This window comes from Pseudomonas sp. Irchel 3E13, from assembly GCF_900187455.1.
In the GTDB taxonomy this organism is placed as follows: Bacteria; Pseudomonadota; Gammaproteobacteria; order Pseudomonadales; family Pseudomonadaceae; genus Aquipseudomonas.
Genome location: NZ_FYDX01000005.1, coordinates 417,844 through 430,801, shown reverse-complemented (window position 1 = coordinate 430,801; position 12,958 = coordinate 417,844). Strand labels below are relative to the sequence as shown.

Below are 12,958 nucleotides of genomic sequence, written 5' to 3'. Positions count from 1 at the left end.
TAGTCGGCGACCCCACGGATGGATTAAAGTATCAACCCCTGCCCGGGGCCGTTCGCCGGCCCCGCGCGTCATTCCAGGAACCGTCGACGATGGAACACCGTGAAGCGCTGGTCGCGCTGCGCACCTTTCTTTCAACCCAGATCCTTGGCCAGGAAAAACTGGTTGAACGCCTGCTGATCGTGCTCCTGGCCGACGGCCACATGCTGGTCGAAGGCGCACCGGGCCTTGCCAAGACCAAGGCCATCAAGCAACTGGCCGACGGGATCGAGGCGCAGTTCCATCGCATCCAGTTCACCCCCGACCTGCTCCCCGCCGACATCACCGGCACCGAAATCTATCGGCCGGAGACCGGCAGCTTCGTGTTCCAGCAGGGGCCGATCTTCCACAACCTGGTGCTCGCCGACGAAATCAACCGGGCCCCGGCCAAGGTGCAATCGGCGCTGCTCGAAGCCATGGCCGAGCGCCAGGTCAGCGTCGGCCGCAGCACCTACGAGCTGTCGCCGCTGTTCCTGGTGATGGCTACGCAAAACCCGATCGAGCAGGAAGGCACCTACCCGCTGCCCGAAGCCCAGCTCGACCGTTTCCTGATGCACGTGAAGATCGGCTTCCCGGACGCCTCGGTGGAGCGACGCATTCTGTCGCAAGCCCGCGGCGAAGCCCTCAACGGCGAAACCAAGCCGGAACGCCGGGTCACCCAGCAGGCGATCTTCGCCGCCCGCAAGGAAATCCTCGGCCTGTACATGGCCGACGCGGTGGAGGAGTACCTGGTGCAACTGGTCATGGCCACCCGCAACGGCGCCAAGTACGACGCCGAGCTGGGTGACTGGATCGCCTACGGCGCCAGCCCGCGCGGCTCGATCGCCCTTGACCGCTGCGCCCGGGCCCACGCCTGGCTGGCCGGGCGCGACTTCGTCAGCCCGGAAGATATCCAGGCGGTGCTGTTCGACGTGCTGCGTCACCGCGTCATTCTTTCTTTCGAAGCCGAGGCCGCCGGTATCGACCAGGACCGGGTGATCCAGCGCGTCCTCGACGTCGTCGCTGTCGCCTGACCCCATGCCCAGCCAACTGTTGAACGCGCCCGGCATCCGCATCAGCCTCGCCGAGCTGATCGAGATGCGTCACCGGGTGCGTGAAGTGCGCCTGTTCTCCGCCCCCGGCCAGCGCAGTCCGCTGGTCGGCCTGCACCACTCGCGCCTGCGCGGGCGCGGTGTGGACTTCGACCAGGTGCGGGTCTACCAGGCCGGCGACGACGTGCGCAACATCGACTGGCGCGTCACCGCCCGCACCCAGGAGCCGCACACCAAGCTGTTCCACGAAGAGCGCGAGCGGCCGATCTTCATCCTCGTCGAACAAAGCCGGCGGCTGTTCTTCAGCTCGGGCCTGATGTTCAAGTCGGTGCTCGCCGCCCAGGCTGCGGCGCTGTTCGGCTGGGCCGCGCTGGGCCACAACGACCGGATCGGCGGCCTGGTGTTCGGCGACAACGAGCACTACGAAATCAAACCGCGACGCAGCAAGCAGAGCCTGCTGCAACTGCTCAACCGCCTGGCCCGGGTCAATCAGTCGCTGCACACCGAAGCCGTGACCCAGGGCGACAACCTCGGCACCGCGCTGCGCCGCGCCCGCGAGGTGCTGCGTCCCGGCAGCCTGGCCATCATCATTTGCGACGAGCGGGCGCTGAACCCCAGCGTCGAACAGCAACTGGGCCTGCTGTCGCGGCATTGCGACCTGCTCCTGCTGCCGCTCTCCGACCCGCTCGACCACGCCCTGCCCGCCGCCGGCCTGCTGCGCTTCGCCCAGCGCGGCGCGCAACTGGAGTTGGACACCCTCGATGCCAACCTGCGCCAGAGCTACCGTCAACTGAGCGAAGCGCGGATCGCGCGCTGGGAACTGCTCGCGCAGAAACTGCGGGTGGTGTTGATGCCCTTGAGCACCCAGAGCGAAATGATCGAGCAATTGCGCGAATACCTCGACCCCCAACGCGCCGGCAAGCCGCGATGAACCCTCTGGCGCAACTGCAACCGCTGATCGCCCCCGAGCCGATCAGCGCCTGGCCCCCCGCCCCCGGCTGGTGGGCGCTGCTGCTGATCCTGCCGTTGCTGGGCTGGGGCCTCTGGCGGCTGCGCCACTGGCGACCGCGCAAAGCGCCGTTGCCACGCGCCGAGCAACCGCTGGACCCGATCCGCGTCGCCGCCCTGGCCGAACTGGCGCAGCTGCCCAAACCCTACGACGGCGCGCCGGCCGGCGCCTGGCTGCAGCAGATCAACGCGCTGCTCAAGCGCCTGTGCCGCAACCACTACCCGGAAAGCCACAGCCACACCCTCAATGGCCGGCAGTGGCTGGCATTTCTCGACAACCGTTGCCCGGCCGCCGGGCTGACGCGCTGGATGGTGCTGGTGGAAGGCGCCTACAAGCCCGAATGCCGGCTGGACGACAAAGCCATCGCCGGACTCAACCAGTCCGTCGAAACCTGGATTCGCAAGCATGTTTGAACTGGCCTGGCCCTGGGTCTTCGCCCTGCTCCCGCTGCCCTGGCTGGCACGCCTGGTGCTGCCGGCCGCGGACAGCGGCGAGCCGGTGCTCAAAGTCAGCTTCCTCGACGAGCTGGAAGGCCTGGCCGGTCGCCGCGCGCGGCTGAACCTGCCGACCTGGCGTCAGCAGGCGCCGTTCGTGCTGATCTGGCTGCTGCTGTTGCTGGCCGCCGCCCGCCCGCAATGGCTGGGCGAACCGCTGCCGGTGGCCGCCAGCGGGCGCGATTTGCTGGTGGCGGTGGATGTCTCTGGCTCCATGGACTTCCCCGACATGAGCTGGGAAGGCGAAGACGTCAGCCGCCTGGTGCTGGTCAAACAACTGCTCGGTGACTTTCTCGAACACCGCGAAGGCGACCGCGTCGGGCTGATCCTGTTCGGCAGCCAGGCCTACCTGCAGGCGCCGCTGACGTTCGACCGACGTACCGTGCGCAGCTTCCTCGACGAGGCGCAGATCGGCATCGCCGGCAAGAACACCGCCCTCGGCGACGCCATCGGCCTGGCCGTGAAACGCCTGCGGATGCGCCCGACCGACAGCCGCGTGCTGATCCTGGTCACCGACGGCGCCAACAACGGCGGGCAGATCCACCCGCTGACCGCGGCGCGGCTGGCGGCCCAGGAAAGCATCCGCATCTACACCATCGGCATCGGCGCCAGCGCCGAAGAAAACGGCACCGCTGGCCAACTGGGGCTCAACCCTAGCCTGGACCTGGACGAAGCCTCGCTGCGGGAAATCGCCCAGATCACCCATGGCGAATACTTCCGCGCCCGCGATGGCGCCGAACTCAAGACCATCGGCGAAACCCTCGACCTGCTGGAACCGGTGGAACAACAACCAACCCAGGCGCGGACCGCCGAAGCGCTGTATGCCTGGCCACTGGCGGCGGCGTTGCTGCTCAGCCTGGCGTTGGTGCTGCGCGAACGCTGGCCCGACCATCTGGTGCAAAAGCTGCTGCAACGCCTGTTACGTCGTCCGGACTTTCTCCAGCCGCACCCGGAATGGCGCGAACGGCTGAAACGCCTGCGCCTGCGGAGGCGCCGATGATCGACCTCTGGCCCTACTGGCTACGCCCACTCTGGCTGCTGTTATTGCCCGTGCTCGGCTGGCTGCTGTGGAAACTCTGGCACCGGCAGAAACGCGCCGGCCGCTGGCAGATGATCCTGCCGCCGGCCTTCCACGGCGTACTGCTCGGCGGCGGCAGCGGCCACGACAGCAAACTGCCGTGGATCGCCCTCGGCCTGGCCTGGTTGCTGGGCGTGCTGGCCCTGCTCGGGCCGAGTTGGCAGCGCCTGGAAGAAACCCGCCAGCGCCCCGCCGACCCGCTGGTGATCCTGCTGGAACTGACCCCGTCGATGCTCGCCGAAGACAGCCCACCCTCACGCCTTGAACAGGCGCGGCGGAAAGTCCTCGACCTGCTGAAACACCGCAGCGACAGCCAGACCGCCATCGTCGTCTATGCCGGTAGCGCGCACACGCTGGTGCCGCTGTCGGATGACCTGGGCACCAGCCGCAACCTGCTCGAAGCGCTGGAACCGGGCATCATGCCGCAACCCGGACAACGCGCCGACCTGGCGCTGCGCAAGGGCCTGGCACTGCTGGCCCAGGGCGCCCTCGGCCAGGGCCGGGTGCTGCTGATCGCCTCGTCCCTCAGTGAAGAAGAACGCCAGGGCATCGCCCAGGCGCTCGGGCGCAACGGCCCGGCCCTGCTGATGCTGGGCGTAGGCAGCGCCGAAGGCGCACCGGTGAAACAGGCCAGCGGCGAATTCATCAAGGACGCCGACGGTGCGATCCTCCTGCCGCGACTGGACAGCGCCAGCCTCAAGCCCTTCATCAACGACCTCGGTGGTCGCTACCGGCATGCGCGAATCGATGACCTCGACCTGCGCGGCCTGGGCCTGTTCGACAAGCCACGGGCCCTGAGCAGCAATGGCCAGACGGTGCAGCTCGACAACTGGGCGGATCAGGGTTACTGGCTATTGCTGCCGCTGTTGCTGCTGGCCGCCTGCGCCGGGCGGCGCGGCTGGCTGTTCTGCCTGCCGCTGTTGCTCTGCCTGCCGCAACCGGCCCACGCCTTCGAATTCAGTGAGCTGTGGCGCCGCCCCGATCAGCAGGGCCAGTACCTGCTGGAAAAAAAGCGCCCGGCCGAGGCCGCGAAGCACTTCAAAGACCCGCAATGGAAAGGCTGGGCCCTCTACGAAGCCGGTGACTACGCCGGCGCCGCCCGCCAGTTCGCCCTCGACGACAGCGCCAGCGGCCACTACAACCGTGGCAACGCCCTGGCCCGCGGCGGCGAGCTGGAAGCCGCGGTGGATGCCTACGAAGAAGCGCTGGAGCGTCAGCCCGATCTGCAACCGGCGCTGACCAACAAGGCCCTGGTGGAACAACTGCTGCAACAACGCCAGCAGGAACAGCCACCGGAGCAAAAGGAACCCGAGCCGGAAGACACGCAACAGTCCGGCCAGCAGATGCCCGGCGACAGCAACGAGAACAGCCAGCAAAACAGCAACCAGAGCGAAACCGGACAACCCGGCGACGAACCGGAAGAACACCAGGAGCCCGGCGAAAGCCAGACTCAGCAGAACAGCAGCGGCGATGACGACGAATCCGTGACCCAGCCGCCGCAGCGCCCCACCGGCAGCAACCTCGACGTCGAACAGCGCCAGGCGCTGGAACAATGGCTGCGGCAGATCCCGGACAACCCGGCGCAACTGCTGCGGCGCAAATTCTGGTACGAACAGCAACAACATCAGGAAACCCATCGATGAGCCGCGTCTGCGCCTTCGTGTTCTGCCTTCTTTTCGGCCCGCTGGTTCAGGCCGCGGAGCTCCATGCCAGCGTCGACCGCGCCCGGCTGAGCACCGCCGAGACCCTGGAACTGACCCTGGAAATCCAGGACGTGACCCAATTCGGCAAGCCGGACCTGACGCCCCTGCAGGCCGACTTCGAAGTCCGCGGCACCCGCCAGCTCAACAGCCTCAACACCCTCGACGGGCAGAACGAGGCCACCACCCGCTGGGTGGTCACGCTGATGCCACGGCGGGCCGGCACCCTGCAAATCCCGCCGCTGCACCTGGGCGAGTTGCACAGCGAAGCCATCGAATTGCAGGTCGAGGCCGCGCAGGACAGCCCGGCGACGATCCTCGCCCCGGTGTTCATCGAAGCCAGCCTCGACCAGAACGACATCTACGTGCAGGCCCAGGCGGTACTGACCCTGCGCATCTACCACTCGGTGTCGCTGTACGACGACAGCAGCCTCAGCCCGTTGCAGATCGACGGGGTGAAGATCGAACCGCTGGGCGAGTCGCGCACCTACGAAAAACTGATCAACGGTATCCGCCATGGCGTGATCGAGATGCGCTATGCGCTCTACCCGCAGCGCAGCGGCGAAGTCACGGTGCCGACCCTGACCTTCAGCGCCACCAGTGCCGGCAGCGACAGCGACAACCCGGGCAACCCCGGCAACAGCCAGGTGCGGGTCAGCTCGCGCGAGTTGCCGTTGCAGGTGCGCCCGATCCCCGCCGACTACCCGGCGGGCCTGGCCTGGTTGCCGGCGCGCAGCCTGACCCTGGAAGAACACTGGAGCCCGGACCCGAGCCAGGGGCCGACGCAGATTGGTGATTCGCTGACCCGAACCATCACGATCAAGGCCGAAGGGCTCTCCAGCACCCAATTGACGCCCCTGCCCGGCACCGAAGTGCCGGGGCTGCGGCGCTACCCGGACCAGCCACAACTGCGCAACCAGATCGACGAACGCGGCCTGATCGGCAGCCGCGAAGAACGCGAGGCCCTGGTGCCGACCCACAGCGGCGCACTGGAGTTGCCCAGCCTGGAACTGGTCTGGTGGAACACCCGCGAAAACCATCTGGAGCGCAGCAGCCTGCCCGCGCGCAGCCTCAACGTGCAGGACAACCCGGCGCTGAGCGCGGAAACCCCGAGCGCGACACCGGCAAGCGACGGCCAGCCGCTGTGGCCGTGGCAACTGAGCACGTTGGTGTTGGCGCTGACCACGTTGGCCGGTTTCGCCCTGTGGTGGCGCGCCCGTTCGCAGCCGGCGGTGCTGCGTGCTGCGCAGACCGGGCCGAGCCCGCGCACCCTGCTCGACGACCTCAAGCGCGCCTGCCAGGCCAACGACTCCCACGCCACCCGCCAGGCCCTCGACGCCTGGGCCCGGCAACAACCGCAGACCCTGGCGGACATGGCGGCGCGCTTCGTGCCGCTGTCCGATGCCCTCGACGGGCTGAACAGTGCGCTTTATAGCGAGGCAGGGCAGTACTGGCAGGGCGATGAACTGTGGCGCGCGATCAGCACCATCCCCACGGCGGAACAGGCGCAGCCGGCGCAGGGTGAGAATGGCGGGTTGCCGCCGTTGTATCCGAAGTAGGGAATCTGCAGCGCTCTCCAGATCGAGCGCCGCCTATGCGGCGATGAGGCCCTTCAAACATCACCCAAAACCCTGACCCAATCACCGGACCCATCCCACATTCGGGTACCATATCCGGCTTTTAGCCGGCTCCCGTCACAGGATTACCAATGCGTCTGTTTCACACCTCCGACTGGCATCTGGGACAAACCCTGCACGGCCAGGAGCGCGATTTCGAACATGCCTGCTTTCTCGACTGGCTGCTGGGCCAACTGAAGCTGCGCGAGCCCGATGCCCTGCTGATCGCCGGCGATGTCTTCGACACCGTCAACCCGCCGGTCAAGGCGCAGGAACGGCTCTACGACTTCATCGTCAAGGCCCACGAGCAACAGCCGGGGCTGACCATCGTGATGATCGCCGGTAACCACGACTCCGGCTCGCGCATCGAACTCCCCGCAGCCCTGATGCGCCGCCTGCGCACCCACGCGGTAGGCCGGGTGCAGTGGCTGGACGAAGGCCAACTCGACAGCGACCGTCTGCTGGTGCCGCTGACCAACGCCAAGGGCAAGGTCCTGGCCTGGTGCCTGGCGCTGCCGTTCCTGCGACCAGCAGAAGTCACCGGCCCGCACCTGGGCGAGGACTACCTGCGCGGCATCGGCCAGGTCCATGAAAAACTCATCGCCGCCGCCCTCGAACGCCGCGACCCGAAGCAGCCGCTGATCGCCATCAGCCACGCGCACATGGCCGGCGGATCGATTTCGGAAGACTCCGAGCGCAGCCTGATCATCGGCAACGCCGAAGCCCTGCCGGCCAGTCTGTTCGGCGCCGAGATCGGCTACGTCGCCCTCGGCCACCTGCACAAGCCGCAAAAGGTCAACGGCGAGGACCGCATCCGCTACTGCGGGTCGCCGCTGCCGCTGTCGTTCTCGGAAATCAAATACCCGCACCAGATCCTCGAAATCGAGTTCAAGGGCAACAAGTTGCTCAGCGTCGAAAGCCGTCACGTGCCCCGCGCAGTGGCCTTGCAGCGGCTCGGTCCGGCGCCGCTGGCGGAGCTTCTGACGCAACTGAACGAACTGCCGACAGTCGATCTGCTGGACGACCCGCAACGCCAGCCCTGGCTGGAAGTGCGGGTGCAACTGGACGAGCCGCAAGCGGACCTGCGCCAGCAGATCGAAACCGCTCTGCAAGGCAAGGCCGTGCGCTTGATCCGCATCGCCGCCGAATATGCCGGTCGCGCCGGAGCCGACGGCGACGACGACACCCGTCTGGTGGAACTGGGCCAGCTCAAGCCCGAAGACCTGTTCGCCCGCGCCTGGGAACAGGCCTATGGCAACGCCGCCGATGAACAGACCCTGGCCGACTTCGCCCTGCTTTTGCAGGACGTTCAGCAAGAGGAGGAGCAGCCATGAAGATTCTTGCCATTCGCCTGAAAAACCTCGCCTCGCTGGCCGGTCCGTTCGAAATCGACTTCACCGCCGACCCCCTGGCCAGCGCCGGCCTGTTCGCCATCACAGGGCCCACCGGCGCCGGCAAGAGCACCCTGCTCGACGCCCTGTGCCTGGCGCTGTTCGGCTCGGTGCCGCGGCTGGACAACATCGGCCGGGAAACCAAGGTCCCAGACGTCGACGGCGAAATCCTCACCAACGACCCGCGCACCCTGCTGCGCCGCGGCACCGGCAGCGGTTTCGCCGAGGTGGACTTCGTCGGCATCGACGGCCGCCGCTACCGTGCCCGCTGGGAAACCAACCGTGCCCGTGACAAGGCCACCGGCAAACTGCAAGGCAGCCGCCAGAGCCTGCACGACCTGGACAGCCAGCAACTGCTGAGCAACCAGAGCAAGCGCGAGTACGAACAACTGATCGAGTCCCGCCTGGGGCTCAACTTCGCCCAGTTCACCCGTGCGGTGATGCTGGCGCAGAGCGAGTTCAGTGCCTTCCTCAAGGCCGACGACAAGGAGCGCAGCGAGCTGCTGGAAAAGCTCACCAACACGGCGATCTACAGCCAGTTGGGGCGGCGCGCCTTTATCAAGGCCAAGGACGCGGCCGACAGCTATAAAGCCCTGGAACTCGAAGCCAGCGGCGTACTGCCGATGAACGCAGAAGAGCGCGCGGCTCTCGATGAACGCCTCGGCGAAGCACAACAGCAACTCAAGGCCGAACAGGCGCAACTGCGCCAGCTCGAACAGCAACGCACCTGGCTCAACGAGTTGCACGCCTTGCAGGCGCAGCAGGGCGCCGCGGCTGCCGACTTGAGCAACGCCCGCCAGGCGTGGGAACAACTGGCCGGCGAACGGCTGAACCTGAGGCGCCTTGAACAGCTCGCGCCGCAGCGTCATCAGTTCGCCCGACGCCAGGAGTTGCTCAACCAGCTCACGCCGTTGGCCAGCGCGCTGGAACAGCAGCGCCGGCAACAGGCCGAACTGGGCAATCGCCAGCAGCAACTGGAACAGGACCTGAACGGCGCCCGCGAAGCCCTCACCCGCGCCCTCGGCGAACAGACCGACAGCGCACCGCGCCTGCGCCAGGCCTTCGACACCCAGCACAACCTCGCCCGCCTGGAGCAGGAGCTGACCCGCGACCGCGCCCTGACGCTGCAAGCGCAGCAAGCGTGCGAAGAAGGCCGCAGCCAACTGGCGAGCCTGATCGAACACCAGCAACGCCACGAGCAGACCCTCGCCAGCATTGCCGGTCAGCTTGAACAAAGCGCCGCGCTGGCAAGCCTGGGCAGCGCCTGGAACGCCTACCGCAGCCAGTTGCAACAGGTGATGCTCACCGCCAACCGCCTGGGCAAGGGCCGCGAAGAACTGCCGACCCTGCGCCAGACCGCCGAAACCCGCGCCCGTCAGTGCGAGGAATTGCGCGCCGAACTGGCCGTGCTGTTCCAGGAAGCCGGCGCCGAACCACAGGCCCTGGCCGAACAGATCGGCCTGCTCGGCACCCTGCTGCAGGACAACCGCAAGCTGCAACGCGGCTTCGAGGAACTGGCGCGGCTGTGGGGTCGTCAGCAGGACGTCGAGCAGCGCCTGCTGGCCCTGCGCGAACGCCAGTCCGGCGCCCAGCAAGAGCGCGCGCAACTGATCGCCGCCGGCTTGCAGGGCAAGCAGGAACTGGAAGCCGCGCAGCAAGCGCTGACCCTCACCCGCCAGTTGCTGGAGCGCCAGCGCCTGGCTCGCAACGCCAGCGTTGAAGAACTGCGCACGCAGTTGCAGGACGAGCAACCCTGCCCGGTCTGCGGCAGCCTGGAACACCCCTACCATCAGCCGGAAGCGCTGCTGGAAAACCTCGCCCGCCACGACGAAAGCGAAGAGGCCAACGCCCAGAAGGCGGTCACCGAACTCACCCAGAAGCTGGACGAATTGCGCTCCCAGCTCGGCGGCGTCAACGGCCAGCTCAAGGAGTACCTGCACCAGCAGGAGCAACTGAACACCCAGCTCCAGGCCCTGGCCCCGGAACTCGAAGCCCAGCCGCTCTACCCGCAACTGGCGGAACAGAACAGCGCCTCCCGCAGCCAGTGGCTCGACCTGCAACTGCGCCGACTGAACGACGACATCGCCCGCGACGAACAGCGCCAGAGCGCCCTGCTGACCCTGCAACAGGACGCCGCCCGCCTGCAGCAACAGCTTCAGGCCGCCAACGACGCCAGTCAGCAGGCCACCCAGCAACTGAACCAGCAACAAGACGCCCTGCACGCCGACGAACAGCGCCTGCAACAGGAACTGGCCCACTTCGAACCGCTGCTGCCGGCGGATATCTTCGCCGCGCTGCGGGACAAGCCAGCGGAAACCTTCCTGACCCTCGACCAGCAACTGAACACCCGCCAGCAACTGCTCGACCAACAGAAAGACGAACAGCAGGAACTGAACGAGCGCCTCAAGCAGCGCGAAGCCCTTGAACTCAAGCAACAGGCCCGTCAGCAGGAACAGGACAAGCTGCAACAGCAGCTCGTCGCCAGCGAGGCCCAGCAACAACAGGCCCGCGAAGCCCTGACCGCGCTGATCGGCGAACATGCCGACGCCGAGGGCTGGCAGCGTCATCTGGAACAGGCCGTGGAACAGGCGCGCAACGCCGAAGCCGCAGCCAACCAGCAGTTGCAGGAAGCCCGCACCCAGGCCGCGGCCATCGCCAGCGAACTCAAGGCCCGCGAAGAGCAGCACGCTCACCTGGAGCAGGAGAAACAGCAACTCGATGCCGCCATCGCGCAATGGCGCCAAGCGCACCCGGAGCTGGACGAACAGGGCCTGGACGCCCTGCTCGGCATGGACGACGAACAGGTCGCCAGCCTGCGCCAGCGCCTGCAAACTGCGGAAAAAGCCATCGAACAGGCCGGCGTGCGGGTGCAGGAGCGTGACGCGCGCCTGCAACAGCATCAGGCGCTGAACCTGACCGAACAGCAGCCGGAAGAACTGGAACTGGCGCTGCAGGCCAGCCAGCAGCAACTGCACCAGCACGAACACCACTGCGCCGAACTTCGCGCGCAGCAGGCCGAAGACCAGCGCCGCCAGCAGGCCAGCCAGGCGCTTGCCGAGCGCATCGCCCAGGCCCGCGGGGAATGGCAGCGCTGGGCGCGGCTGAGCGAACTGATCGGCTCGGCCAGCGGCGACACCTTCCGCAAGATCGCCCAGGGCTACAACCTCGACCTGCTGGTGCACCACGCCAACCAGCAATTGCGCCAACTGGTCCGGCGCTACCGCCTCAAACGCGGCGGCAGCCAGCTCGGCCTGCTGGTGCAAGACACCGAAATGGGCGACGAGCTGCGCTCGGTGCATTCGCTGTCCGGCGGCGAGACCTTCCTGGTTTCGCTGGCCCTGGCGCTGGGCCTGGCGTCCATGGCCTCCAGCACCTTGCGCATCGAATCGCTGTTCATCGACGAAGGCTTCGGCAGCCTCGACCCGGAATCCCTGCAACTGGCCATGGACGCCCTCGACGGCTTGCAGGCCCAGGGCCGCAAGGTCGGGGTGATTTCCCATGTGCAGGAAATGCATGAGCGGATCGGCGTGCAGATCCAGGTCCGCCGCCAGGGCAACGGCCTGAGCACCCTGGAGGTGGACGGATGATCCTTTACTCGTTCCGCCGCTGCCCCTACGCCATGCGCGCGCGACTGGCGCTGCGCTACGCCGGGGTGGCGGTGCGCGTCGAGGAAGTCAGCCTGAAAGCCAAGCCCGCCGAAATGCTGGCGCTGTCGCCCAAAGGCACCGTGCCGGTGCTCAGCGTCGACGGGCGGGTACTGGAAGAAAGCCTCGACATCATGCGCTGGGCCTTGGCGCAGAACGATCCGCAGGACTGGCTGCTCAAGGACGGTCCCTCAGCGGCGATCGAACAGTTGATCGTCCGCAATGACAGCGAATTCAAGGTTCACCTGAACCACTACAAATACGCCGAGCGCTACCCGGAGCAATCCCGGGAGCACTATCGGCGGCAGGCGGAAGTGATTCTTGCGGATCTGGAACAGCGCTTGAGCGAGCGCGCTTACCTGCTGGCAAGCCACCCGAGCCTGGCGGATGCCGCCTTGCTGCCGTTTATCCGCCAGTTCGCCGGGGTCGAACCGCAGTGGTTCGCCGAGGCGCCCTACCCGCGCTTGCGCGCGTGGTTGCAGGGCTGGCTGGAATCGGAGCTGTTCAAGGCGGTCATGGCGCGGTGATGTTCAGGGCCTCATCGTTGCATGGGTATCTACGCATCTACACATCGCGCAAGCAATCGCAAAGCGTCGGTCACCTCAATCTGTGGGAGCGGATTCATCCGCTCCCACACTTACCTGCGAGATGAGGCCCTCAAGACCACCACAAACCTCAATGACTGACCTTGTGATCCAACGCCGCATAGAAATTGGCACTCTGACGCAGGTAGTCGGCGGTGTAGCTGGGCGTCGCTGATTGGCGCTGGTTGATTTCGACATGGGCCTGGGCAGCCTGGACGACGGACGCGGAAATAGCTGAAGCGGCAATCACAGGGAAAAGATTGAAATTCATGGCAAGGCTCTCGAAGTCGGTAGTGTGAAGAGGCCGTCTGGGGCCGTGGTTCAAAACTACGCCGCTACCGCCGCGAGAAAAAATTCATTGCGCCAGTAACCGAT

10 protein-coding genes are annotated in these 12,958 nt (G+C 66.7%); 9 read left to right on the top strand and 1 reads right to left on the bottom strand.

The window, feature by feature from the left end:
- Positions 1-89: 89 nt before the first annotated feature.
- The 9 genes from CKW37_RS10880 (at position 90) to CKW37_RS10840 (ending at position 12,526) form a co-directional block, all read left to right on the top strand.
- Positions 90-1,049: a MoxR family ATPase gene (locus tag CKW37_RS10880; protein ID WP_095155692.1), complete on the top strand. Its 960-nt coding sequence runs from the start codon at positions 90-92 to the stop codon at positions 1,047-1,049.
- Positions 1,050-1,053: 4 nt separating this feature from the next.
- Positions 1,054-1,998: a DUF58 domain-containing protein gene (locus tag CKW37_RS10875; RefSeq protein WP_095155691.1), complete on the top strand. Its 945-nt coding sequence runs from the start codon at positions 1,054-1,056 to the stop codon at positions 1,996-1,998.
- Positions 1,995-2,489, top strand: a complete 495-nt coding sequence (locus CKW37_RS10870) for a DUF4381 domain-containing protein (RefSeq protein WP_095155690.1) — start codon at positions 1,995-1,997, stop codon at positions 2,487-2,489. The genes CKW37_RS10875 and CKW37_RS10870 overlap by 4 nt, the downstream gene beginning before the upstream one ends.
- Complete coding sequence (locus CKW37_RS10865) at positions 2,482-3,570, top strand: VWA domain-containing protein (protein WP_095155689.1); 1,089 nt, start codon at positions 2,482-2,484, stop codon at positions 3,568-3,570. The genes CKW37_RS10870 and CKW37_RS10865 overlap by 8 nt, the downstream gene beginning before the upstream one ends.
- The gene (locus tag CKW37_RS10860; RefSeq protein WP_095155688.1) at positions 3,567-5,291 is read left to right on the top strand and encodes a VWA domain-containing protein; all 1,725 of its coding nucleotides are present in this window, start codon (positions 3,567-3,569) and stop codon (positions 5,289-5,291) included. The genes CKW37_RS10865 and CKW37_RS10860 overlap by 4 nt, the downstream gene beginning before the upstream one ends.
- Positions 5,288-6,907 carry a BatD family protein gene (locus CKW37_RS10855; RefSeq protein ID WP_095155687.1) on the top strand — a complete coding sequence of 540 codons (1,620 nt, stop codon included), beginning with the start codon at positions 5,288-5,290 and terminating at the stop codon, positions 6,905-6,907. Before CKW37_RS10860 ends, CKW37_RS10855 begins: the two co-directional genes overlap by 4 nt.
- 149 nt (positions 6,908-7,056) lie before the next feature.
- Positions 7,057-8,298, top strand: coding sequence for an exonuclease SbcCD subunit D C-terminal domain-containing protein (locus CKW37_RS10850; RefSeq protein ID WP_095155686.1), 1,242 nt, complete (start codon positions 7,057-7,059; stop codon positions 8,296-8,298).
- Entirely contained in the window at positions 8,295-11,942 is a 3,648-nt protein-coding gene (locus CKW37_RS10845) for an AAA family ATPase (protein WP_095155685.1), read from the top strand. The genes CKW37_RS10850 and CKW37_RS10845 overlap by 4 nt, the downstream gene beginning before the upstream one ends.
- Positions 11,939-12,526, top strand: a complete 588-nt coding sequence (locus CKW37_RS10840) for a glutathione S-transferase (protein WP_095155684.1) — start codon at positions 11,939-11,941, stop codon at positions 12,524-12,526. Before CKW37_RS10845 ends, CKW37_RS10840 begins: the two co-directional genes overlap by 4 nt.
- Before the next feature lie 148 nt (positions 12,527-12,674).
- Here CKW37_RS10840 and CKW37_RS10835 read toward each other — a convergent pair whose 3' ends face one another.
- Positions 12,675-12,854 (bottom strand): hypothetical protein, encoded by a 180-nt coding sequence (locus CKW37_RS10835; RefSeq protein ID WP_095155683.1) that lies wholly within the window; start codon positions 12,852-12,854, stop codon positions 12,675-12,677.
- Between the last annotated feature and the right edge of the window lie 104 nt (positions 12,855-12,958).

What these genes read in the sequence shown, in the direction of transcription:
- CKW37_RS10880 (WP_095155692.1), top strand. Translation starts at nt 90, where the DNA reads ATGGAACACCGTGAAGCGCTGGTCGCGCTGCGCACCTTTCTTTCAACC.
- CKW37_RS10875 (WP_095155691.1), top strand. Translation starts at nt 1,054, where the DNA reads ATGCCCAGCCAACTGTTGAACGCGCCCGGCATCCGCATCAGCCTCGCC.
- CKW37_RS10870 (WP_095155690.1), top strand. Translation starts at nt 1,995, where the DNA reads ATGAACCCTCTGGCGCAACTGCAACCGCTGATCGCCCCCGAGCCGATC.
- CKW37_RS10865 (WP_095155689.1), top strand. Translation starts at nt 2,482, where the DNA reads ATGTTTGAACTGGCCTGGCCCTGGGTCTTCGCCCTGCTCCCGCTGCCC.
- CKW37_RS10860 (WP_095155688.1), top strand. Translation starts at nt 3,567, where the DNA reads ATGATCGACCTCTGGCCCTACTGGCTACGCCCACTCTGGCTGCTGTTA.
- CKW37_RS10855 (WP_095155687.1), top strand. Translation starts at nt 5,288, where the DNA reads ATGAGCCGCGTCTGCGCCTTCGTGTTCTGCCTTCTTTTCGGCCCGCTG.
- CKW37_RS10850 (WP_095155686.1), top strand. Translation starts at nt 7,057, where the DNA reads ATGCGTCTGTTTCACACCTCCGACTGGCATCTGGGACAAACCCTGCAC.
- CKW37_RS10845 (WP_095155685.1), top strand. Translation starts at nt 8,295, where the DNA reads ATGAAGATTCTTGCCATTCGCCTGAAAAACCTCGCCTCGCTGGCCGGT.
- CKW37_RS10840 (WP_095155684.1), top strand. Translation starts at nt 11,939, where the DNA reads ATGATCCTTTACTCGTTCCGCCGCTGCCCCTACGCCATGCGCGCGCGA.
- CKW37_RS10835 (WP_095155683.1), bottom strand. Translation starts at nt 12,854, where the DNA reads ATGAATTTCAATCTTTTCCCTGTGATTGCCGCTTCAGCTATTTCCGCG.